The organism is Flavobacterium sp., assembly GCF_004295795.1.
In the GTDB taxonomy this organism is placed as follows: domain Bacteria; phylum Bacteroidota; class Bacteroidia; order Flavobacteriales; family Flavobacteriaceae; genus Flavobacterium.
In genome coordinates this window covers 155,701-176,914 of the sequence record NZ_SEBR01000006.1, presented here as the reverse complement: position 1 = coordinate 176,914, position 21,214 = coordinate 155,701, and the positions used below count along the sequence as shown (strand labels likewise).

Here is a 21,214-nt window from a genome sequence, read left to right as displayed (position 1 = left end):
CATAATATACCAATCGGCAGTTTTTGTCTGCAAATGCCGATTTTTGGCTGTCGGATGCATTTCGGGCACACTTGTCGCCGATTTTGGCCTTTCCGTCGATACAAAAAAACGCATTGCCGATAGTGTTTCCGGCCGTCGAAGCGCGCCCCTACATTTGGCGGCATGATTCACTCCATTCGACTTTTTGCCCTTTGCCTGATTGGCATTTTCGCGACTTCGTGCAGCGATACCGATATCTGGCTCGATTCCGACCAACTCACGGGAACTAATCTTCGCCTTATCCGGATCGACACTTTCCAGGTCGACATGTCCACGTTCAAATTCGACAGCATCGTCAACGATTCGGGGACGAGGATTTTGGTCGGACAATATGAAGATCCGGTTTTCGGAAAGGTGCGTGCCGACGCTTTCGCCGAATTGATTCCGGCCACATATTACATTCCCGAGGAAACGGTTTTTGATTCGATCGTGCTCAATTTGCCTTACGACGATTATTTCTACGCCGACACTTTGGCGCATCAGCGCATTCAGGTGCGCCAATTGACCGAGACGATCAAACTCCCGAACGGCGTCACCGATTATTACAACACGGCAAATTTTAATGCCTCGGATGCGCTTTTGGGAGAAACCTACTTTTTGCCCAGAACGAGCAAGGATTCGGTTACGGTAAAACTTTCGGATGCGCTCGGACAGCTGCTTTATACGAACATCCGCTCCGGGCAGATCGCAAGCGCCGAGACCTTGCGGGATTATTTCAAGGGCGTAAAACTCAGTCCGTCCGATGCTGACAACGCGGCGATCATGGGCTATAACGTCCAACAAATGTACATTCGGCTTTACTATTCGTATCCGGGAAGCGAAGACAGCGAAGGCCATCTCGACTTCAAGCTCAACGGAATCGACGAGGTCAGGAAATACGCGACCAGAATTACGAGCGATCGCTCCGGAACGGCATTTTCGGGTTTGGCGAATCAGGAAATGGAACTGGCCTCGGGTTCGGTTGGCAACTTGACTTATCTGCAAAGTGGCATCGGCTTGACCGCGAAAATCAAATTTCCGACGATCCGTTCAATCAGCCAGATCAACGAGGACAACGGCAAGATTTTCAAGGCGAACCTCAAGCTCAGGATCGATCCGAATTATTACAACGACAACTTGTATGCCGTCGATTCGATGTATGTGCTTATCGTCGACCAGAACAACGACATTTTCCAAGTGCTCGCTGACGAAGCAGGAAACGAGGCCAAAGCCTACATCAAGCGAGAGAACACGGAATACAACGAGGTTTACGTGATCGCGCCCGTGACGACTTTCCTACAAAAGATGCTTGAGAATCCCGAATATCTCAATTATGGGATCGCGCTTATGCCGGTCGGATACAATGCTGCCGTAAGCCGGCTGGTGATCACCGCGCCAACCTTCCAAAACAACCAATCCAAACTTGAACTCATTTATGCGATATACGATTAGCGCCGTCTTCCTTATGTTGATAGGCGTCAAAAGCCACGCCCAGACCAACAACCAAACCGGTTCGCCTTACTCGCTTTTCGGGCTCGGACGTTTCAACGACGCGGCTCCGGGCAAGACCAATGCGATGGGCGAATCCGGGATCGCTTTGCCGATGACTTCCGAGATCAACAACCTCAATCCGGCGGCTTACGCGACAATTCCCGAGAAATTTTTCATGTTCGACCTTGGCGGAAAAGGCGAGAGGAACGAGTATTCGAATGCCGATTCGGCCGAAAAAGCCACGACTTTCTCGTTCTCGAACATCGCTTTTGCATTCGCTTTGTCGAAAAAGGACGGAATCGGCATGAGTTTGCTGCCTTATTCGGACGTCGGCTACAACATTACCGGCGTGCGCGGACAAATCGAAGGTTCGGACGACATTTACAACAGCGACGTTTCGGGTTCCGGCGGATTAAGTGCTTTCGCGATCAATTACGGCCGAAAGATAAGTTCGCGCTTCAACGTAGGCTTGGGCGTGAATTACCTTTTCGGGAAAATCGAGGAAGACGAATTCGCCACTGTTGGAAGCGATTTGCTCGTGACGCAGGAATCGAGTTTCTACCGTGGTTTCCGGTTTACGGTCGGCACTCAGGCAAAAGTGTCGGACAACTTTACTTTGGCCTCGACACTCAAACTTCCTGCTTCGATCAAAGGCACGAGAGATCTCACGGCTTTCAAGGTCGTCGATCTGATCCAGACAAGCCTCGAGGTCGCCGTGGACGAACCCATCGAAAGTTTTAGACTTCCGGCCGAACTCACTTTTGGCGGCTATTACAAAATCGGCGAAAGCCTTGGAATCACAGCCGATTACAGGCGATCGTTTTGGTCGGCGACAGGAATGGAAGACAACATCGGCAAGTTCGTCGAACAGGATTTCTTCGGATTCGGATTCGAGTTCCTGCGAAACAAGAACAATTATCGCTATCTCGACAAGGTTCGCGTGAGAGGCGGAATGAACTTCGACAACGGTTACCTGGCCGTGAACGACAAGCGCATCACCAATTACAAAGCCACGGTCGGACTCGGATTGCCGATTCCCGGAAAGCTCAGCTCGATGGTCAATTTGAGTTACGGCATCGGCTCGCGCGGAATGGTCTCGGAAACGCTCGTTCGCGAGAATTACCGCACTTTCAGTTTCAACATCGTGCTTCAGGACATTTGGTTCACGAGAAATAAATACGATTGATTATGGACGCTTATTACAGCACAAACGTAGAAAACGAGAAACAGGCGGTCTTGCTGGCGCGCCTGATCCGCAAAAGAATTTACCACGCAGGCGAATTGCGGTTCGACCTCACGCACCAACAAAGATTGCTGCACGCCTCGAACATCAAGAAGACCGAAACCGGGATTATTCAAGATTGCATGACCGAACTCGGTTTCAACTGCGAACTTATCATCAACGCGAACCAAGCTGTTTTTCGATGAATTGCAGCGCTTCGGGATAGCGGTTGCTTCCGCTGAAGAAATATTGGATCACCATCGAAAAGTGATTTTTGTTGTTGAACTGTCGTTTCGCGTTTGGCTGGACTTTTTTCAAGGCTTCGAGGAATCGGTCGTTGCCGAGCGCGATCATGTCAAAGGTCTTGCGTCCGGTATACATGTAGATCGCGGGCGTTTCCTTGTCGAGAAAATTTATCGGGGACGCGTCTTGCCAGCGCTTTTTGTCGTTCGACCAAGTGTTGAGGTACTTCCATTTTTCCGTCGGAGGAAAAGCCGATAAATGTTGGTCGATGTCGAGTCCGGCGGCGTCGTTCAAAATCATGCCTTTGATCGTGCCTTTTGCGATTCCATATTTCGGATTCATCACGGCCAAAGCGGCGAGATGTCCGCCCGCGGAATGTCCGGAAATAAAGATCTTGTCAGGATCGCCGTTGTATTTGGACGCGTTCTGTCTTGTCCATTCGATAGCTGCCGCGACTTGTTTCGTCATTTGCTCGAAATCGGCATCCGGACTCAAAGTGTAATCCGGAATTACCGTAACGACGCCTTTTTTGGCGAAATTCCTTCCCATCAAGACGTAAGTGTCCTTATCGCCTCGGTTCCAGTTTCCGCCGTGGATGAAAATCAAAACCGGCAATTTTTCGGTAGCGTTCTTTGGCGTGAACACGTTGAGTTTGGGCTCGTCCTTTTTGGGTTTGAGGTTTTCGGGCAGGAAAGAAATTTCCCTGTATTTGTGGGAAGCGCATCCGAAGAGCAAAAAGAGAGGCAACAGGAGAAACAGGCGTTTTGGCATGAGAGCTGAGGTTTTACCCGAATTTACGTTTTTTGTGCGAAGTGAGTTTTAGCCGAGTTCGGTTAAACCGAAATAACCTTCGACGGACGAATCTGCAATCGATCCAATTCGCTGGATCACAACAAAAACTTTAGTTTTCCGTTAACTAAAAGTGGCAAAAATGTTGCTTGAAGGTGCGTATGAAAATCTCGTTTCTCCCTAAAATTTTAGTTTTTTTGCTGTTTGTCGGACAATCTGTTTTGGCCCAGGATTATGCCGCGGTCGACCAGAAGGTCTTTGCTTATCCGACAAGTTTTGCATCGCCCGAAAAATTGGCCGATAAGGTCAATCTGGATTTTTCCTCGGAAACCCAGAAAGCGCGTGCCATTTATGCGTGGATTGCCAAAAATGTGAGTTACGACCTCGCCGAATTTAGATCGAACCAAGGCGGACGCGTGGCTTTCTCGTATCGAACGCCCGAAGAAAAAGAACAAAAGCTCCAAAAGTACAATCTCGATCTGGCCAACAAGACGATGCGTTCCAGGAAAGGCGTCTGTCGCGGTTATACGGCTTTGTACGATCGCGTTGCGACGCTTTGCGGACTTGAGGCGATCACGATTCCGGGCACGTCCAAATCGCATCCGACGCACATCGGGAAACTTCCGACTTCGGCCGATCACATCTGGAATGCGGTCAAAATTGGCGGGAAGTGGCAACTTATAGACGTGACGTGGGCTTCCGGGTCGGTCGATTCCCAAAGCGGAAAATTCGTTAACAAGTTCAACGCGGGCTATTTTTTCACGAATCCCGACGTGTTTTTCCTGAACCATTTTCCGGATGAGCAAAAATGGCTTCCGGTAAACAAAACCGCTGAGGAATTTGCCGGATTGCCTTTGTATTCGGGCGAATACATCGACGCTGATTACAAGATCACTTTTCCTAAATCTGGCATTTTGCCGAATGGTTACGTGATTCCGTTCAAGATCGAAAATCTCGACACAGATCGCGTGGCCTACGCGTTGAGCAGCGACGGGAAAATCCATGTCGCCGACGTGCGCAAAAACGGGAAAATAAGTGAGTTTGACGTGCCTTTGGCCAAGAATGCCTCGGGTTTTCTTACGATTTTCGTCAACCACGAATCGGTGGCGACTTATCGCATCAAGAAGTCGTAATTACAGGATTTCTTCGGCTTCGCCAAAAACTTCGGCGGCGTCGGGGAACGCGAAATCGCTGTCGGAAAAATCCAATGTTTCGCCTTTCGACGCATATTTGAGGATTTCGTCTATGCCTTTCTGGACGCGCAATTCAGTCGTGTATTTTCGGGAATTCGCCAGCACGAGTCCGCCTTTCGACAATCGGAACGAAAATTTGCCCGAGGCGCTCTTGATCTTCGTGAACGCGAACTGTGAAGGGTTTTCGCGTATCGCATCGATCATCAGCTCGCAATCGACCTTTTGCTTGGTTCCGATCGAGGTGAAAATGGTCTTGCCCTTGCGCGAGGCGAATACGAACTTGTAGTCGCCGTTGAAGCGCTTGCTGATTACGAATGTGCCCATTGTTTTTGTTGTGGGTCAAAAATAGAAACTTGGGGCTAGGTTGGCGGCTTCTTTCGCGAGAAGAAATTCACAAGTTATCAAGAGTCGAATGCTGCACGCAGCTTACAAATTGAATTCGACCTAGGATTTTTTTGGACCATTAAGGTCATTAAGTTCATGGAGAAAATGCTGCTCAAATCGATTTTGGCTTTCGCGTCGCTCATTATTTGCCATATATAAGCGGATTTTCACGGATTTTGGCGCCGCTTTCATCTCAGATTTACTTCTGATGTTTTGGCCACGAATGCACGAATGCTTGTAATTCGTGCATTCGTGGCCAATTATTCATCATGTTACAATCTCACTGATATACAATGTAAGACTTGCCCATTTTTTGCCACGACCTAAGCAGCGCGAATTGGTTGAAGGCAATGCATGGATTTTCACGGATCGCACGGTTCTAGCCATTTGACGGCGGGATCAAGTCGGTACAATCTTAACTACCTAACTTCTTAACGGCTAAAAATGGCTTCAAACCAGCCTTTCGGTAAACAAAAGCAAAGCGCCTTACTGAACTTAATGTACTTAATGGTTCAAATTTTTACCGCTGATTTTTTGCCGCGAATTCATGGCCATTCGCTGCAGATTTGGACTATCGAAAATGTTGCTTTTTGCCGACGATTGAACAAAAGCGCAATTTTTCTGGTTAACCGGTTCGCAGCCCGGATGGACACGGAAAGCCCGCAGTTTGCAAGCCTGTATTTTTTTGCGGCTTCGCAGCGACCGGAGGAAGCTCGCGAAGCCGCCTTAAAAATAGGGCTTGAAAACGAGGACTTGCAGTTACAGCCGGAATTTGCTGCCCAAATTATTAATTATTAATTGAACCCAGCTGTCAATATCATTCTTGATAACTTTAAAGCCTGCGACTAGCCTCGCGCGTGTATTAAATTTATATTAGCACAAAACTGATTCCCCCGAAATGACTGAGCTAACCAATTACGACGAAGGCAATATACGATCCCTCGACTGGAAAGAACACATCCGAATGCGTCCCGGCATGTACATCGGGAAGCTCGGCGACGGTTCTTCTCCGGACGACGGCATCTACATTTTGCTCAAAGAAGTCATGGACAACTGCATCGACGAGTTCGTCATGGGCGCGGGCAAAACCATCGAGGTCTCGATTCGCGACAAGCAGGTCACGGTTCGCGATTACGGACGCGGCATTCCTTTGGGGAAAGTCATCGACGTGGTCTCGAAGATGAATACAGGCGGAAAGTACGACTCACTTGCGTTCAAGAAATCTGTGGGTTTGAACGGCGTCGGGACAAAGGCCGTGAACGCTTTGTCGAATTATTTTCGTGTGGAATCGGTGCGGGACGACAAACAAAAAGCCGCCGAATTCTCTGCCGGAGAACTCACGCTTGAAGAAGACTTGATCGAAACCACGAAACGCCGCGGCACCAAAGTGGTTTTCGTGCCGGACGAAGCGATTTTCAAGAATTTCAAGTTCCGGAACGAATACGTTATCCGAATGTTGAAGAATTACTGTTATCTCAACACAGGACTTTCGATTTATTACAACGGAGAGAAATATTCGTCAGAAAACGGGCTCAAGGACTTGCTCGAGGAAGAAATCCAGATCGAGGAAATGGTCTATCCAGTAATCCATTTGAAAGGTGAGGACATCGAGATTGCGATGACGCACTCGAAAACCCAATATTCCGAAGAATACCATTCCTTCGTAAACGGACAGAACACAACCCAAGGCGGAACCCACCTGAACGCATTCCGCGAAGCGATGGTCAAAACCGTGCGCGAATTCTACAACAAAGGCTTTGAACCGAGCGACATCAGAAAATCGATCGTAGGCGCAATTTCGGTAAAAGTCATGGAGCCGGTTTTCGAATCGCAGACCAAGACCAAATTAGGCTCGACCGAGATGGGGCCTGAATTGCCGAGTGTGAGAACTTTCATCAACGATTTCATCAAGACGAACTTCGACAATTTCCTGCACAAGAATCCGGAAACCGCCGATGCCTTGTTGCGAAAAATCCTTCAGGCCGAACGCGAGCGCAAAGAACTTTCGGGAATCCGTAAACTGGCGAGAGACCGCGCCAAGAAAGCGAGTCTTCACAACAAAAAACTGCGCGATTGCCGCGTGCATCTGCCCGATATCAAAAATCCGCTGAGTCTTGAAAGCACGCTTTTCATTACCGAGGGAGATTCCGCTTCGGGATCGATCACAAAATCGAGGAATGTCAACACGCAAGCTGTCTTTTCATTGAGAGGAAAGCCGTTGAACTCGTACGGAATGTCAAAAAAAATCGTGTACGAAAACGAAGAATTCAACTTGCTTCAAGCGGCCCTGAACATCGAGGAAAGCATGGAAGACCTGCGTTACAACAACATCGTGATCGCCACGGACGCCGACGTCGACGGAATGCACATACGCCTGCTGCTGATCACGTTTTTCCTGCAATTCTTCCCCGAGATGATCAAGAAAAACCACCTGTATATTTTGCAGACGCCTTTGTTCCGCGTGAGAAACCGCAAGGAAACTATCTATTGTTATTCTGAGGAAGAACGCGTCGCAGCCATAGAAAAGCTCAAACCGAAACCCGAAATCACGCGATTCAAGGGATTGGGAGAAATTTCGCCTGACGAATTCGTGCATTTCATCGGAGCCGACATCCGCCTCGATCCCGTCATGCTCGACGAAGCCACGACGATCGAGTCGCTTTTGGAATTTTACATGGGCAAGAATACGCCCGATCGACAGGAATTCATTATCAGGAACTTGAAGGTGGAACTCGATGTGGTGGAAAAGAATTAATAATTATTAATTAGTAATTAATAATTGGTTTTCGGCAGCGAATTCCGGCCATTCGCTCATAGTCCTCGTTTTTTGTCTGGTTTTTGTAGCCTTTGCACTGGCTTCCTGCGGTCGCCGCGCAAAGCCTCAAAAACCAAAGCCAAAAAGCCTGCGGGCTAACCGCGATGTCCGGGCTGCAAACTGGAAAATACAACCTGCAAGGTTTTCAAAACCTTGTAGGTTTCAGGACGAAACAACATCCGTAAGTTGCGGAAAATCGATATGAACTAAAACGTTCAGAACTAAAAATAAAAACCTGAAAGGTTGAAAAAACCATGCAGGTCAGGACTAAAAAATGCAAGAAGACGACCAAAACAACATCCCCGAAGACGAGAATTTCGACGACCTCGAGCCTACGTCCGAAGACCAATCAGTAGACGAAACCGCTTCGGAGAGTTTGTCGCACGACGCATCCTCGGCAGAAAGCGCACATTTTTTCGAAAACCAGGAAACGAATCCCGAAGACACGATCACCAAAGTCACCGGCATGTACAAGGACTGGTTTCTCGATTACGCGTCTTACGTAATCCTAGAGCGCGCTGTTCCTGCGATTGAAGACGGTTTCAAGCCGGTTCAAAGACGTATCATGCATTCGATGCGCGAACTCGACGACGGCCGCTACAACAAGGTGGCCAATATCGTCGGGCACACGATGCAGTATCACCCGCACGGCGACGCTTCGATCGGTGACGCGATCGTGCAGATTGGGCAAAAAGACTTGCTTATCGATACTCAGGGAAACTGGGGAAATATCCTTACGGGCGACGGAGCGGCGGCTTCGCGTTACATCGAGGCGCGTCTCACGAAATTCGCCCACGATGTTTTGTACAGTCCGAAAATCACGCAATGGCAAGCCTCATACGACGGACGTAGAAACGAGCCGGTAAACCTTCCGGTGAAATTTCCGCTGCTTTTGGCGCAAGGCGCTGAAGGAATCGCCGTGGGTTTGTCGACGAAAGTCTTGCCTCACAACTTCAATGAGTTGATCGACGCCTCCATCAAAATCCTAAAGAACAAGCCCTTCACGATCTATCCCGATTTCCCGACGCAGGGAATCGCCGATGTTTCCAATTACAACGACGGGATGCGAGGCGGTCGCGTTCGCGTGCGCGCCAAGATTTCGCAGCTTGACAAGAATACGCTCGTCATCACGCAAATCCCGTTTTCGACCAACACATCGTCTTTGATCGACTCGATTCTGAAAGCCAACGACAAAGGCAAGATCAAGATCAAGAAAATCGAGGACAACACCGCGGCCGAAGTCGAGATCCTGATCCATTTGTTTCCGGGCGTTTCCCCGGATAAAACCATTGACGCCTTGTTCGCGTTCACGGCTTGCGAGACGTCGGTTGCGCCTTTGGGTTGCGTTATCGAAAACCACAGTCCGCGGTTTGTGGGCGTTTCCGAAATGCTTCGGGTTTCTACGCATCGCACCGTTGATCTGCTAAAAGCCGAACTCGAGATCCAGCTCAACGAACTCGAGGAACAATGGCACTTTTTGTCGCTTGAAAGAATCTTTATCGAAAACAGGATTTATCGCCTTATCGAGGAAGAAGAAACCTGGGAAGGCGTGATCCGCGCGATCGACGAAGGTTTGAAGCCTTTCACGAAACATCTGAAACGCGCAGTCACCGACGAAGATATCGTCCGCTTGACGGAAATCCGAATCAAACGCATCTCGAAATTCGACATCGACAAAGCCCAGGAAAAACTCGAAGCTTTGGAAGGCGACATCGAACAGGTCAAACACCATCTCGAACACATCATTGATTTTGCGATCGCTTTTTTCACGACGCTCAAGGAGAAATACGGAAAAGGACGCGAGCGCCAAACCGAATTGCGTTCGTTCGACAATATCGAGGCCACGAAAGTCGTGCTTCGCAACACCAAATTGTATGTGAACCGCGAAGAAGGTTTCATAGGAACCGGACTCAAAAAGGACGAATACATCGGCGATTGCAGCGACATTGACGACGTGATCGTGTTCCTGAGAAACGGAAACATGATGATCGCCAAGGTCGACGACAAGAAATTCGTAGGGAAAGACATCATCCACGCGGCGGTTTTCGACAAGAACGACAAGCGCACGATCTACAACATGGTGTATCGCGACGGAAAATCGGGATCGAGTTACATCAAGCGCTTCAACGTTTCGGGCGTGACGCGCGATAAAATGTACGATCTGACGCAGGAAAAGCCGGGTTCGATGGTGCTGTATTTTTCGGCCAATCCGAATGGGGAAGCCGAAGTAATCACGATTTTGCTGAGACAGATCGGAACCATCAAAAAACTCAAATTCGACCTCGATTTCGCCGACATGGCCATCAAAGGAAGGGCTTCGCGAGGCAATACGGTTTCCAAATATCCGATCAAGAAAATCGAACTCAAGGAAAAAGGCATTTCGACGCTTTTGCCAAGGAAAATCTGGTTTGACGATACCGTTCAGCGTTTGAACACCGATGCGCGGGGCGAACTTTTGGGCGAATTCCGTCCAACCGACAAATTGCTCGTGATTTCCTCGACGGGAAAACTCAAGGTCATTATACCGGATCTGTCCACGCATTTCGAACAGGATATGATCATTCTCGAGAAATGGATTCCGAAAAAACCGGTTTCGGCAATTTATTACGACGGAGAAAAAGAACGGTATTTCGTGAAGCGCTTTTTGGTCGACAATGAGAACAAGGAAGACGTTTTTATCACCGAACACGAGAAGTCGCAGCTGGAAATCGTTTCCACGGATTATCGTCCGGTGGCCGAAATCATCTTTGCCAAAGTGAAAGGCGTGCAAAAGGAAAACCAGACGATAGACATCGAAAGTTTTATTGCCGTGAAAGGTTTCAAGGCCTTGGGAAATCAACTGACATCGGATAAAATCAAGCAAGTCAATATGTTGGAATCGCTGCCTTATGACGAACCTGTCGAGGAAATTCCCGAAATGCCTGTCGATATCGGGGAAGCTCCCGATTCTGAAATTGACGACGAAGGACAGATAACTTTGTCTCTGGAATGATGACTAATTTGCTCCTAAATTGCAAATTTCCTTTTTAACCAGTAGCTGTGAAGGCCAATCGTTGACTCAACTTCTCGATTGTATACTTGGTTCAATGACAATTGATTAAGCCACGAATACACGAATCCCGGAACTTGTGTAGTCGTGGCTTTTTATTTTGCGTTGTTGTCCAAGCCGCAAGAAACGTACTTACAAGCTGTAATTGACATTGATGCCAACACGGTATTTTGCATTGACTCGGCCGCCGGTCAAATCCTGGTTCAAAGGCAATAGAAACTGCGCTCCAGCCGACCAACGTTTGATTCCGCCTTCAATCCCAAGCTTTCCGAAGAGAATGTTGCCCGAAGTTCTCGAAACCAATTGGCGGTATTGCTTGTTGCCTTGGGAAACTTCTCCGGCCACGCCAACTTGAGGCGAAAGTGAGAATGCGTCCCGTTCCTGCAACCAAAAAAACGTTCCCGAATAGTTGAATTGGTTCCCGAATCGGTAATGTTTTTGGTTTTCGGTTTTCACCACGTAATTCAGCATGGTCTGGAATCCGAATTTTTTTCTTCTGATCGTGTTTTCGGCCAAAAACAAATAATCCCAACTTCCCGTTCCAAGCTGAAAACCCGGATTGATACTGCCGTTGTTGGCCTCGTCATATTTTCCTGTCGGAGCTTTTAAGCCGGCACCAAGTTGGATCGTATGCGCAAAAAATGTGGAATCGGTCATGGTTTGGTAGACGCGATAAAGTCCGATGACGGTCAAATCGCCCAATCCGGAAATCGTATGCGAACCCGTTTCGGTCTCACGCGTGTTGTTGTGGTAAGGCAAAAGCACGCTCACTTGCGCATTTTTGAAAACCGGAATTCTTCCCCAAACTTGTACCGAATTGAATTGCTCGGTGAACCAGGGCGAATTCGCGTAAAGGCCGTCGGTGCTGGAATAGCGTTGGTAAATGTAGCGCAGCCCGACGAAATTCGTGTTGAGCAACGATGCAAAACCCATGCTTCCGCCAGTAGCCGAACATCCGCACGCGTCGCAATCGTCCAGCATTTTGGCGAACTGTCGTTTGTAATTTGTCGAAAGCGTGTCGGTTTCCGAAGCAAAAGCCAAGATCGGAAACAGCAAAATCAGTATAAATCTTTTCATTGGAATTCTGAAAATTTAGGATTGGTCAGGAAATCATCGTCCGTCAAAGTCTTGAGAAACGCGATAAGCTTGGATTTTTCGTCTAGTGTCAATGGAATTCCAGGCGTTCCGTTCTGGTTCAAAATCGGATCCAAAGTCGCCGAAGGTTGCACGCCCGCCGCATAATGGTCGAGTACGGCATCCAAAGTATAAAATCGGCCGTCGTGCATATATGGCGCGGTTTTCTCGACATTTCGCAAACTCGGAACCTTGAATTTGTACTTGTCCGAAACCAGGTGCGTGACGCGAAAACGTCCTTCGTCGTTCAATTGCATGTTTACTGCAAGTCCGTTGTTTCGGAACGAATTGTCGGTTTGCAAGTCTGTTGCGTGACAGGATGCACATTTGTTCTGGAAAATCTGGTAACCCGAATTTTCGTCGGGAGTCATGCTGCCACCGCTTTCGTTGCGACGGAACTTGTCGAAACGCGAGTTCGAGCTTTGCAGCATGGCCATGAATTGTCCAAGGGCTTTGAGCAGGTGTTCCGTATCGATTTCGGCGTTTGGAAAAGCGCGTTTGAACAACTTCCGATAGTCGGGATCGGACTGTAAAACAGTGACGATATTCGCCAGATTGCCATGCATTTCGACTTCGCTCGTAATCGGGATTACCGGTTGCAGGTCGAGATTGTCGGTCGATCCGTCGTACATGAAAAACGGTTGGAAAGCCATGTTTTGGATGGCCGGTGTATTTCGCATCCCGACGGCGTTGTCGATTCCGTGGCTCAAACTGTGGCCGTGGTGCGTAAAGGCGTGTTGCTGGATGTGACAAAACCCGCACGAGATCGTTCCGTCAGCTGAAAGCCGTCCTTCGTAAAAAAGCTTGCGTCCGAGCTCGAATCCGGCCTGAGTCGGTTGGTTCGCTTCGAAATTGTAAGCGAGATCGGGGAAATTCGACGGTTTTTCGATCGCAAGCGGCACATCGACATAAGAAGTTTCATCGGACGAGCAAGAAGCCAATCCGATGAAAACCAAAATAAAAATCCGCTTCATTACTCGTTGTGTACGTGGTTGACCGTAAACATTTGCGACAGGTTGGCCGTGATCAAAGGCAAATTCGCTCCGCCCATGATCATCGCGCCCATTCCGCCTTCGTTGTTTTGGGACAGGATCACCTTGTTCGTTCCGTCGATGATTTTCGAGGCATCGGCAAAAATGTGCACCTGAGGCGTGATGTTCGTGCGCACCAAAGCGGCGTTCGTGAACGGAATCGTGACCGAAGTGTAATTGTAATCGGTTCCGGTTTTGCCCGTATGAACCATGAATACGGTTTCCGACGAAACGCCCGGAGCAGTGAAAGTGCCTTCGAACGCCAGAAATTTATAGCCCGCGCTCCATGACCAAAGCATGTCCTGCGATTGCGCCAAAGCCAAAAAGTCGCCTTGTCCGTCGGCGCCCAACTGCCATTGTTGTTCGTCCACGCCAATCCCGAAACTGATCGAAACGTAATCGCCGGACGGAATGCCTTGGAGGTTGATGATTTGGGATGCCATATCGGTTTCATCGACGATAAAATAACTTTGTGATTTCGGGTAGGTGAACGTGGTGCCGTCGGCTTTGTTCAATTTGATGTTGCTGACGATGTACTTGAGTTGGGAAACCTTGAGTATCTCACTTTGGGAAGTCGTGTTCGGTTGCGTGTTCAAAATCAGGTTGTTCGATCCGTAGACGTTGTCGAATTCTATGTTGATACTGCCGTCGCCTGCCAAATTCGCATTTGAGTCGTCGCTGCTGCATGAGGCCAAAAGGCATGCGCTTGCCATTGCGGCAAAAAGTGTTTTTACTGTCATTTCCAAAATTTTGAGAATAGTTGATTGTTGCCGAAAAGGCGTGAAAATGCAGAACCCGTAAAGGTTCGCAAACGAGAAAATCAACTAGGCCAAAATAGGCGGATGGAAAACGCTGCCGTCAAAACCGACGGCTTTCGAGGTATGAAAAGCGTAAAAAGGGGTACGTGCGGAAATCTCAAAAACGGGCTCAAGCACGATTTCAGTCGCCGTGTTGCAGAACAATTCGATAGGTGAGAAGGCTTTCTTGTCGTTTTGGGAAGCCGGTTTTTCGGTTTCGGACGACTTGGCCAATTCCTGCATCAGGTGACATTTACCATTACATTGCATTTCTGGTTTGGCCTTGTTCTCACAAAGCACTTTTGAGATGTAATCATAATTCACGACGTAATCCAACACCGGGAAAACCGGTTTGAAAAGCAGGAAAAACGCCGTTATGATGACTAGAAATTTCAAGGTTTAGGCCGATTCGTCAGGTGAATTGCTTTTATTGTTCCGGTCCATTTTCATGTTGAGGAATTCCACCAACAGGGAGAACGCGATCGCAAAATAGAGATAGCCTTTCGGAACCGACGTAACGGTATTTCCAAAGAACGAAGCGTGAGCCACGTGGGCGGCCTCGATGACCAGCATGAATCCGATAAGGATTAAAAAAGTCAACGCCAGTATCTGGATAGAAGGATGTTTGTTTACGAAAGTTCCCACCGGAACGGCGAATTGCATCATGATAAGAACCGAGATCACAACCGCGGTAATCATTATGTAAAGCGCTCCTTCGACGCCACTTGTCATTCCGACGGCCGTCAAAATACTGTCAAAAGAGAAGACGATGTCGATAAGGATGATCTGGAAAATCACGTTCGTGAACGACTTGGTCGCCGATTTCTTGATTTCCTTTTCTTCTTCCCCGTGATATTCTACCTTTTCGCGAATCTCGACCGTACTTTTGTAAAGCAGGAAAAGTCCGCCAAGGAACAAAATCATCGCCTGACCTGAAACGTGAATCTCGAACCATGAGATGTTCACCTCGAACCAAGGCGCTTTCATGGCAATCAAAAGGCTGATTCCGAACAACATCGCGATGCGCATGAACATAGCCAGAAACATCCCGATTTTGGTCGCTTTCTTTCTGAGTTCCTGCGGAAGTTTTCCGGTAGTGATCGAAATGAAAATAATGTTGTCGATACCGAGCACGATTTCGAGAAAAGTCAATGTCAACAAGGCGACCCAGGCATTCGGATTCAGGAAAACTTCCATTTATTCAGGCTGTTATTTTATTTTGGTAACGGTACCTTTTTGGGTCGCGGCGCTGCCTACATTCCCGTATTCAAAGGTATACGAATTTTTCGACGTGGTCAAGATTTTCATGGCGATAGCCTTGCGTTCCGCCATGTTTTTTGGATGTAATTTCTGCACGATATACTCGCAGTCGTTCACCCAACGAATACTCGAAGTGTCTGATTTCCCTTGGTAAAAATCAATCTCGAGCGTATCGTTCCTCACGAACTTCGTGGTTCGCATTACGCCGTCCACTTTGGTCTTGAATTCGAATTCCCCGGTCTTGAAATCCTTGCATTCGCGTTGAGTTTCGTAGCAAGAAGTTGTCGAAAGTAGGAGTTGCAGCAGCAAAAGCAGTGCGAAACCTTTTTTTACGTTGGAAGGAATTCTCATGTTGCAGTTGTTTTTTTGGGCAGCAAAATCCCGCTGTTTGCTGCTAGTCCTCGGTTGCAGGCCAAATTTTTAGCCGTCTGGCACGAGCTTCCTTCGGTCGCTGCGCCAGGCGGTAAAAATAAAGGCCTGCAACCTGTGGGCTATCCGCGGCCATCGGGGCTGCATTCCGGTGGCAAAAGTACGACTCGGCTTTCAAACCACACAAGCAAATCCCGCTATTTTATTCTTTTGAGTTCCTCTTCGGTAAAATGCCGCATCGCCTTGTCTGCCGAGAATTTCGCGTCATTGTAATTTCGCGAGGCATTGCGCGGAATCGACAAGCTTTCCCAAGCGCTCGATTTCAGCATCTTGGCACAGAACACGATCTGCCCGATGTGATAAGGATAATGTGCCATCTGCCGGTTTATAGCTTCCATCACGGTATGGCCTTCGTTCCTTATATATATGATTTGCGCAAGATCGCTTTCAGCCAGATTTTCGAGCGCTTCGAACAGGCACTTCCAGCCTTTTTCCCAAGCGTCAGAAACTTCCTTTTTGGTTTTCAGTACATCTTCAAACTCCGAGTCGCGGTCGCGCCAGTCTTTTTCTCCGTCCGAAGTCAGGAAATCAGTCCAGCGCGAAAGCATATTGCCGCACAAGTGGTTCACGATCATCGCGATGCTGTTCGAATCTTCATCCTGTCTCTCAAAAAGTTGTTCTTCGTTCAATTGCGCTATTGCTTTTTCTCCAAGAGTCTTGTAATAAAGAAACTGCCTTTTGGCGCTCGTAATGTAATTCGGCTGTTGGTTTTCCATGGCTGGCTACGGTTTTTGACTCCTAAAATTACGGCCTTTTTTTCGTACTTTTCCCAATGGTAAACGACAGTAAACGTTTACAAACGACAGTAAACGTTTATAAACGACAGTAAATGCTTAACAACCGACTATCCCGAATTCTTTTTTGCAGCTTTGCATCGTTAGCCGCGATTTTATCCGCGGAAGCGCAATCCAAAAAGGCGAAATCTCCTGATGCAAAAGGCAATACATACAGAATGTTCTATTTGGGCGGACAATCGAACATGGAAGGATTCGGATATACAAAAGATTTGCCCACTGAATTGAATACGGCGCTAAAAGACGTCTATATTTTCGACGGCAATAGAGGCGGAGACGGAGAGCCAAACCTTGGACTCGGGAAGTGGGAACAGCTAAAACCCGGCCACGGAACAGGATTTTCATCAGATGGAAAGCAGAACAAATTGTCAGATCGGTTCGGAATCGAGCTCACATTTGCCAAAACGTTGCAGGAATTGTTTCCGGGCGAAAAAATCGCCATAATAAAGTATGCCAGAAACGGCTCAGGACTCGACAGCCTGGCGACCGGTCCATTCGGCTGTTGGGAACCCGAATACAAAGCAAAACCCAACCAATACGACTTTTTCCTGAAAACAGTAGAAGGCGCGATGGAGGCGAAAGACATCGATGGAGACGGAAAACCAGATAAGCTCGTGCCGTCGGGGATTTTGTGGATGCAAGGCGAAGGCGACGGCTCGTTCACCGAAGAAATCGCTTTTGAGTATTACGCCAACCTCAAACATCTGATGGAGAAAATGAGAGGCGTTTTCGGCACTAAGGATTTGCCCGTAGTTATCGGTAAAATCAGCGATTCTGGCAATAGCGATTCGGGAATCGTATTCAAGTTTGGCGACATCGTCCGCGCGATGCAGGAAAAGTATGTTCGGGAAGATGCTCACGCGGGAATCGTCAGGACAACCTCGAAATATTCGTATTCGGATGCTTATCACTACGACACCGCGGGCTATATAGATTTCGGGAAACAATTCGCGAATGAGATGTTTAAGGTAATTAACAAAAAATGAGAAAGTTTTCAGTACTGGTAGTTTTATTGTTTTCGGCATTCGTCGGATTTGCGCAGCAAGACCTTCGCAATCTGGCGTATGGAAAAGAAAGACAACAGAATCTCGACCTTTTCCTTCCGAAGAAAATCGACGCGAAAACGCCTGTGTTGCTACTGCTTCACGGTGGCGCATGGAGTCTCGGCGGCAAAGAATTCACCGATAAAACGGCGCGCGACCTAAGAGACCGCGGGTTCGTCGTGGCAAATGTCGATTATCGCTACGTGAGTGAGAACGTGCATGCGAAAGATTTGCTGGACGACATAGGCAACGCAGAGAAATACATGCGCGAAGTTGCGTCGAAATATGGATTTGCGTCCAAAGGCTATCATTTCTCGGGAATCAGTGCCGGAGCGCATTTGGCCATGCTGTATTCCTACACGCGGAATTCCGGCGTGAAATCAATTGCGGTTTTATGTGGCCCGACGCAATTCGATACAGAAGAAAACAAGGCGCACATCGCCAAATTTCAGTTATCCGATGTCGTCGAAAAACTCGCCGATTCGAAATATGGAGACGGAAAGCCTGGAAGGAAATTCACCGAAATCAGTCCTTATGCCCAAATCAAAAATATCCCGACATTGTTGTTTCATGGTGACAAGGACGATTTGGTCTTGTATTCACAGGCGACATTGATGCGCGACAAACTCAAGCAAGCAAAAGTTCCAAGCCAACTGATAACCATGCAAGGCAAAGGTCACGACTGCGGAATGAACCAAGCCGATTCCGAAAAAGTCGTTTTGGACAACATCGAGAACTGGATTGTGAAGTACAATTGAATTGACTGAATTTTTTCCTGACAAACTTGAGACTTGTCTTTAAAAGTCGGGCTATACTCGGTAAGTCGTTTGGATTACATTGCGAATTCAGGACAAAAAATAGATCCGGAAGCAGATGAAAGTTGCAGGCAGGAAACGCGGCAATAATTCAATCTGTCATGCTTTTGACGATCGTCGAAAGACCTCGAAACGAAAAATAGACCGCACCGAAACACATCGTGATCCCGACGGCCAAAACCAAATAATGCCATGCGTTTTCCTTATTCTGGAAAGCGTTGTAAATGACCGATGGTCCGATAAAAAACAAAGGAAGCGCATAAGCCATAAATTTGATTCCTTTGTTCAGCAAGATTTTATCTGTAGGCATTTTGTGGATTTTTGGATTGGAAATAAGCGAATTGCGCCAAGGCGATTGTTTATAGCTCGAGCCTTTTGGGATCGTAATTTTCAACGGCTTTTCGAACGCTTCCGTATTTGTGTAGCATAGCTGAAGCTTCTTCGTACGAAACCGGGATTTCGCCCATGATCATTTTCGTGCCTCGGTCCACGAGTTTGTCGTTCGAGAGTTGCATGTCGACCATTTTGTTGCCTTTTACGCGTCCGAGTTGGATCATTGTCGTGGTCGAGATCATGTTCAATACGAGTTTTTGCGCGGTTCCGGCTTTCATTCTCGAACTTCCCGTGACGAACTCCGGGCCAACGACAACGTCTACCGGGAATTGGGCCGTTTGTGACAAAGGACTTCCGGCATTGCAACTGATCGAACCGGTAAGAATGTTGTGCTCGTTGGCCTTCTTGAGTCCGCCGATTACGTATGGTGTCGTGCCAGAAGCCGCGATCCCGACGACGCTATCATTGCTCGAAATTCCCGCTTCCAACAGATCTTTCCACGCTTGTTCCGCGTTGTCCTCGGCATTTTCGACAGCACGACGGATCGCTTTGTCACCGCCGGCAATGATGCCGTTGACCAGATTGAAAGGAACACCGAACGTTGGCGGGCATTCCGAGGCGTCGACGATCCCGAGCCTGCCCGAAGTTCCGGCTCCGATGTAGAACAAACGTCCGCCGTTTTTCATTCTCGGAACGATTTGCGAGATAAGTGCCTCGATTTGCGGCAGCGCTTTTTCGACGGCGAGCGGAACGGTTTTGTCTTCGTTGTTGATGTTTGCCAACAGCTCGTTTAGCGGCATATTCTCGAGGGAATCGTAATGCGAGGCTTGTTCGGTCGTTTTGGTGAAGTCTGACATTTTGTTGTTTTTGGCCAAAAAAAGAGCGCGGGTCTCCACACTTGGAATGTGTGATCTCGCAGGTTTTGTGGCGTGGATGTTTTACAAAGATAAGTAATGTGGCGAGCGTAATGGCCTAAAATGTTCGGTTGGAATACCGTCATCACGCACTTTCTTGTAAACACGATTTTTGCTGAATTTGGACAGGATTTACTGCGGCCGAAACGGCATTACGCGTTTTGAATGCGTGTCAATTGGCGAGTTTGAACGGCTTCCATTTGTCGTTGACGCTTTTGCGTTCGGCACCGACATTTGCGGGCATTTCGTAAAGTTCGTTCAACGTCTCGTCAAGCTCGACCGCTTGTCTTAATGAGATGATTTTGGCATTTTCGTCGGTGTGGTCGTCCTGTCCGCACAAAAATTGCCAGTCGCCTTCTGAATCGTGGGCGGCATAAAGGATTTTTCTCGATTTGTCGAGCACGTGATCGCAAATTAAAACGGCCGTCGTTTCGGGTTGTTTGAACCTGAATTCTGTTTTTGATTTCTTTTGGCCGAAAACACTCGTTAGGGAAGCCAAAAGCGATAAAGTAAAAAGTATGGATTTTGTCATTTGGTAAGTTCGTTGATTGCTTTATTTGTGGTCACAAATCGGAACGATAAGTGGTGTTCCAAATTGTGTTGATTGGTAGCGAAAAGCCTATTATCGTGAAAAGAAAAATTCGTTAGCCGTGCGAATGCGGGTGTAAAACATAGACTTTTCCAGTCGAAAGATTCATTTTCATCTCGAAGTAAGAGTTCCGCCGTCACTAACAAGTACGATTTCCGATTTCCACTTTTGTTTCGAAATGCCCGATTCTTTGGCTTCACCATAAACAAAAACGTCAATTTCGCCGTTCGCCTTTCTCGTGAAAACACATTGTTTATAGTAATCGGATTGTTTTTTGCCAGTGAAGTTGTGAGTGTCCGATGTGAATGCCGAGTCGATCGCTGCCTTGATTTTGTCGAAATCTCGTGATGTTGCATAGAAAGGCTCGTCTGTCGGGTCGAAGTTGCGTTTTTGGAATTCACTCAAAGAAAATATCGCGAAGTCACCTGGTTCTTTTATTTGGTCGACTGATTTTACGTCAAGCCGATTTGTGCGGATTTTGACGCGGAAAAGCCCCAAAAGTTCGATATAATTACCATGTAGCACGCCTTTGGAAAAAAGTTTACTGTCTTCGAAAAAAATAATGTCCCTGAATATCTTATATCGGCCACTTGCGGATTTAGGTTTGAAATAGCGCTTGTTCTCAGGAATTTCCTTGACGTTATAAGTGCCATCATTTCTCAGGATCAGATTCACTGTTTTGCCAAAATCAGGGTCATTAACGAGGTGTTTTGCGACGAAAACCTCTTTAGGTAAAAAAAGAAGCGATAGGCAAACCAGCGCGAGTATTTTCAGGGTCATCGAAAAATGTGATTTGTTCAAATGTAGGAGTTTTTCGAAGCCGTACAAAGTTGTTTTTGGACCGAACTTCAATTGAAAATCGTGTCTGCGT

22 protein-coding genes are annotated in these 21,214 nt (G+C 47.7%); 9 read left to right on the top strand and 13 right to left on the bottom strand.

Translation table 11 applies throughout. The features are described 5' to 3' along the window. Nucleotides 1-162 precede the first annotated feature (162 nt). From EOO49_RS07430 to EOO49_RS07420, 3 genes are read left to right on the top strand one after another with little or no spacing between them, the layout of a single operon-like run. The gene (locus EOO49_RS07430; RefSeq protein ID WP_290844241.1) at nucleotides 163-1,470 is read left to right on the top strand and encodes a DUF4270 family protein; all 1,308 of its coding nucleotides are present in this window, start codon (nucleotides 163-165) and stop codon (nucleotides 1,468-1,470) included. Next, entirely contained in the window at nucleotides 1,454-2,695 is a 1,242-nt protein-coding gene (locus tag EOO49_RS07425) for a hypothetical protein (RefSeq protein ID WP_290844239.1), read from the top strand. The genes EOO49_RS07430 and EOO49_RS07425 overlap by 17 nt, the downstream gene beginning before the upstream one ends. A 2-nt stretch (nucleotides 2,696-2,697) precedes the next feature. Further along, a complete protein-coding gene (locus EOO49_RS07420; protein WP_290844237.1) occupies nucleotides 2,698-2,937 on the top strand; it encodes a hypothetical protein in 240 nt (79 codons plus the stop codon). Here the strand turns inward: EOO49_RS07420 and EOO49_RS07415 are convergent. After that, nucleotides 2,909-3,745: an alpha/beta hydrolase gene (locus tag EOO49_RS07415; RefSeq protein WP_290844236.1), complete on the bottom strand. Its 837-nt coding sequence runs from the start codon at nucleotides 3,743-3,745 to the stop codon at nucleotides 2,909-2,911. The two genes, EOO49_RS07420 and EOO49_RS07415, sit on opposite strands and share 29 nt — an antisense overlap. Before the next feature lie 215 nt (nucleotides 3,746-3,960). Here EOO49_RS07415 and EOO49_RS07410 point away from each other — a divergent pair, with 215 nt between their 5' ends. Next, on the top strand, nucleotides 3,961-4,896 hold the full coding sequence (locus EOO49_RS07410) for a transglutaminase domain-containing protein (protein ID WP_290844234.1): 936 nt from the start codon (nucleotides 3,961-3,963) through the stop codon (nucleotides 4,894-4,896). Here the strand turns inward: EOO49_RS07410 and EOO49_RS07405 are convergent, their stop codons facing one another. After that, nucleotides 4,897-5,280: a DUF1508 domain-containing protein gene (locus EOO49_RS07405; RefSeq protein WP_290844232.1), complete on the bottom strand. Its 384-nt coding sequence runs from the start codon at nucleotides 5,278-5,280 to the stop codon at nucleotides 4,897-4,899. Between the two features lie 504 nt (nucleotides 5,281-5,784). Here EOO49_RS07405 and EOO49_RS07400 point away from each other — a divergent pair. From EOO49_RS07400 to EOO49_RS07390, 3 genes are all read left to right on the top strand, one after another. Then, a complete protein-coding gene (locus tag EOO49_RS07400; RefSeq protein ID WP_290844230.1) occupies nucleotides 5,785-6,138 on the top strand; it encodes a hypothetical protein in 354 nt (117 codons plus the stop codon). A 100-nt stretch (nucleotides 6,139-6,238) separates the two neighbouring features. Next, nucleotides 6,239-8,095, top strand: coding sequence for a DNA topoisomerase IV subunit B (locus tag EOO49_RS07395; RefSeq protein WP_290844229.1), 1,857 nt, complete (start codon nucleotides 6,239-6,241; stop codon nucleotides 8,093-8,095). A gap of 334 nt (nucleotides 8,096-8,429) precedes the next feature. Further along, on the top strand, nucleotides 8,430-11,147 hold the full coding sequence (locus EOO49_RS07390; RefSeq protein ID WP_290844227.1) for a DNA gyrase/topoisomerase IV subunit A: 2,718 nt from the start codon (nucleotides 8,430-8,432) through the stop codon (nucleotides 11,145-11,147). 189 nt (nucleotides 11,148-11,336) lie between these two features. On the opposite strand, the gene EOO49_RS07385 is transcribed toward EOO49_RS07390, so the two are convergent. The 7 genes from EOO49_RS07385 to EOO49_RS07355 form a co-directional block, all read right to left on the bottom strand. Then, nucleotides 11,337-12,281, bottom strand: a complete 945-nt coding sequence (locus EOO49_RS07385; RefSeq protein WP_290844225.1) for a transporter — start codon at nucleotides 12,279-12,281, stop codon at nucleotides 11,337-11,339. Then, the gene (locus tag EOO49_RS07380) at nucleotides 12,278-13,312 is read right to left on the bottom strand and encodes a cytochrome c peroxidase (protein ID WP_290844223.1); all 1,035 of its coding nucleotides are present in this window, start codon (nucleotides 13,310-13,312) and stop codon (nucleotides 12,278-12,280) included. Before EOO49_RS07380 ends, EOO49_RS07385 begins: the two co-directional genes overlap by 4 nt. Further along, the gene (locus EOO49_RS07375) at nucleotides 13,312-14,109 is read right to left on the bottom strand and encodes an MbnP family protein (RefSeq protein WP_290844221.1); all 798 of its coding nucleotides are present in this window, start codon (nucleotides 14,107-14,109) and stop codon (nucleotides 13,312-13,314) included. The genes EOO49_RS07380 and EOO49_RS07375 overlap by 1 nt, the downstream gene beginning before the upstream one ends. An 84-nt stretch (nucleotides 14,110-14,193) precedes the next feature. Beyond that, nucleotides 14,194-14,529: a hypothetical protein gene (locus EOO49_RS07370; RefSeq protein WP_290844309.1), complete on the bottom strand. Its 336-nt coding sequence runs from the start codon at nucleotides 14,527-14,529 to the stop codon at nucleotides 14,194-14,196. A gap of 36 nt (nucleotides 14,530-14,565) precedes the next feature. Next, on the bottom strand, nucleotides 14,566-15,363 hold the full coding sequence (locus EOO49_RS07365; protein ID WP_290844219.1) for a TerC family protein: 798 nt from the start codon (nucleotides 15,361-15,363) through the stop codon (nucleotides 14,566-14,568). A gap of 12 nt (nucleotides 15,364-15,375) precedes the next feature. Next, nucleotides 15,376-15,777, bottom strand: coding sequence for a DNA topoisomerase IV (locus EOO49_RS07360; protein WP_290844217.1), 402 nt, complete (start codon nucleotides 15,775-15,777; stop codon nucleotides 15,376-15,378). Nucleotides 15,778-15,992: 215 nt separating this feature from the next. Continuing rightward, nucleotides 15,993-16,571 carry a DUF1572 family protein gene (locus EOO49_RS07355; RefSeq protein WP_290844215.1) on the bottom strand — a complete coding sequence of 193 codons (579 nt, stop codon included), beginning with the start codon at nucleotides 16,569-16,571 and terminating at the stop codon, nucleotides 15,993-15,995. Nucleotides 16,572-16,684: 113 nt separating this feature from the next. On the opposite strand from EOO49_RS07355, the gene EOO49_RS07350 reads away from it, so the two are divergent. Beyond that, nucleotides 16,685-17,635 (top strand): sialate O-acetylesterase, encoded by a 951-nt coding sequence (locus EOO49_RS07350; protein ID WP_290844213.1) that lies wholly within the window; start codon nucleotides 16,685-16,687, stop codon nucleotides 17,633-17,635. Further along, entirely contained in the window at nucleotides 17,632-18,450 is an 819-nt protein-coding gene (locus EOO49_RS07345) for an alpha/beta hydrolase (protein ID WP_290844211.1), read from the top strand. The genes EOO49_RS07350 and EOO49_RS07345 overlap by 4 nt, the downstream gene beginning before the upstream one ends. A gap of 148 nt (nucleotides 18,451-18,598) precedes the next feature. Here the strand turns inward: EOO49_RS07345 and EOO49_RS07340 are convergent, their stop codons facing one another. The 4 genes from EOO49_RS07340 to EOO49_RS07325 all read right to left on the bottom strand — a co-directional run bounded on the left by EOO49_RS07340 (nucleotide 18,599) and on the right by EOO49_RS07325 (nucleotide 21,123). Further along, nucleotides 18,599-18,817 carry a DUF6095 family protein gene (locus EOO49_RS07340; protein WP_290844209.1) on the bottom strand — a complete coding sequence of 73 codons (219 nt, stop codon included), beginning with the start codon at nucleotides 18,815-18,817 and terminating at the stop codon, nucleotides 18,599-18,601. A gap of 49 nt (nucleotides 18,818-18,866) precedes the next feature. Next, on the bottom strand, nucleotides 18,867-19,697 hold the full coding sequence (gene murQ / locus EOO49_RS07335) for an N-acetylmuramic acid 6-phosphate etherase (protein ID WP_290844207.1): 831 nt from the start codon (nucleotides 19,695-19,697) through the stop codon (nucleotides 18,867-18,869). A gap of 229 nt (nucleotides 19,698-19,926) precedes the next feature. After that, nucleotides 19,927-20,286, bottom strand: a complete 360-nt coding sequence (locus tag EOO49_RS07330; RefSeq protein WP_290844204.1) for a hypothetical protein — start codon at nucleotides 20,284-20,286, stop codon at nucleotides 19,927-19,929. A gap of 168 nt (nucleotides 20,287-20,454) precedes the next feature. After that, a complete protein-coding gene (locus EOO49_RS07325; RefSeq protein ID WP_290844202.1) occupies nucleotides 20,455-21,123 on the bottom strand; it encodes a hypothetical protein in 669 nt (222 codons plus the stop codon). Nucleotides 21,124-21,214 lie beyond the last annotated feature (91 nt).

Bases quoted from the DNA above. Each gene is read 5' to 3' on its own strand.
- EOO49_RS07430 (WP_290844241.1), top strand. From the start codon at position 163: ATGATTCACTCCATTCGACTTTTTGCCCTTTGCCTGATTGGCATTTTC.
- EOO49_RS07425 (WP_290844239.1), top strand. From the start codon at position 1,454: ATGCGATATACGATTAGCGCCGTCTTCCTTATGTTGATAGGCGTCAAA.
- EOO49_RS07420 (WP_290844237.1), top strand. From the start codon at position 2,698: ATGGACGCTTATTACAGCACAAACGTAGAAAACGAGAAACAGGCGGTC.
- EOO49_RS07415 (WP_290844236.1), bottom strand. From the start codon at position 3,745: ATGCCAAAACGCCTGTTTCTCCTGTTGCCTCTCTTTTTGCTCTTCGGA.
- EOO49_RS07405 (WP_290844232.1), bottom strand. From the start codon at position 5,280: ATGGGCACATTCGTAATCAGCAAGCGCTTCAACGGCGACTACAAGTTC.
- EOO49_RS07400 (WP_290844230.1), top strand. From the start codon at position 5,785: ATGGCTTCAAACCAGCCTTTCGGTAAACAAAAGCAAAGCGCCTTACTG.
- EOO49_RS07395 (WP_290844229.1), top strand. From the start codon at position 6,239: ATGACTGAGCTAACCAATTACGACGAAGGCAATATACGATCCCTCGAC.
- EOO49_RS07390 (WP_290844227.1), top strand. From the start codon at position 8,430: ATGCAAGAAGACGACCAAAACAACATCCCCGAAGACGAGAATTTCGAC.
- EOO49_RS07385 (WP_290844225.1), bottom strand. From the start codon at position 12,281: ATGAAAAGATTTATACTGATTTTGCTGTTTCCGATCTTGGCTTTTGCT.
- EOO49_RS07380 (WP_290844223.1), bottom strand. From the start codon at position 13,312: ATGAAGCGGATTTTTATTTTGGTTTTCATCGGATTGGCTTCTTGCTCG.
- EOO49_RS07375 (WP_290844221.1), bottom strand. From the start codon at position 14,109: ATGACAGTAAAAACACTTTTTGCCGCAATGGCAAGCGCATGCCTTTTG.
- EOO49_RS07365 (WP_290844219.1), bottom strand. From the start codon at position 15,363: ATGGAAGTTTTCCTGAATCCGAATGCCTGGGTCGCCTTGTTGACATTG.
- EOO49_RS07360 (WP_290844217.1), bottom strand. From the start codon at position 15,777: ATGAGAATTCCTTCCAACGTAAAAAAAGGTTTCGCACTGCTTTTGCTG.
- EOO49_RS07355 (WP_290844215.1), bottom strand. From the start codon at position 16,571: ATGGAAAACCAACAGCCGAATTACATTACGAGCGCCAAAAGGCAGTTT.
- EOO49_RS07350 (WP_290844213.1), top strand. From the start codon at position 16,685: ATGCTTAACAACCGACTATCCCGAATTCTTTTTTGCAGCTTTGCATCG.
- EOO49_RS07345 (WP_290844211.1), top strand. From the start codon at position 17,632: ATGAGAAAGTTTTCAGTACTGGTAGTTTTATTGTTTTCGGCATTCGTC.
- EOO49_RS07340 (WP_290844209.1), bottom strand. From the start codon at position 18,817: ATGCCTACAGATAAAATCTTGCTGAACAAAGGAATCAAATTTATGGCT.
- murQ (WP_290844207.1), bottom strand. From the start codon at position 19,697: ATGTCAGACTTCACCAAAACGACCGAACAAGCCTCGCATTACGATTCC.
- EOO49_RS07330 (WP_290844204.1), bottom strand. From the start codon at position 20,286: ATGACAAAATCCATACTTTTTACTTTATCGCTTTTGGCTTCCCTAACG.
- EOO49_RS07325 (WP_290844202.1), bottom strand. From the start codon at position 21,123: ATGACCCTGAAAATACTCGCGCTGGTTTGCCTATCGCTTCTTTTTTTA.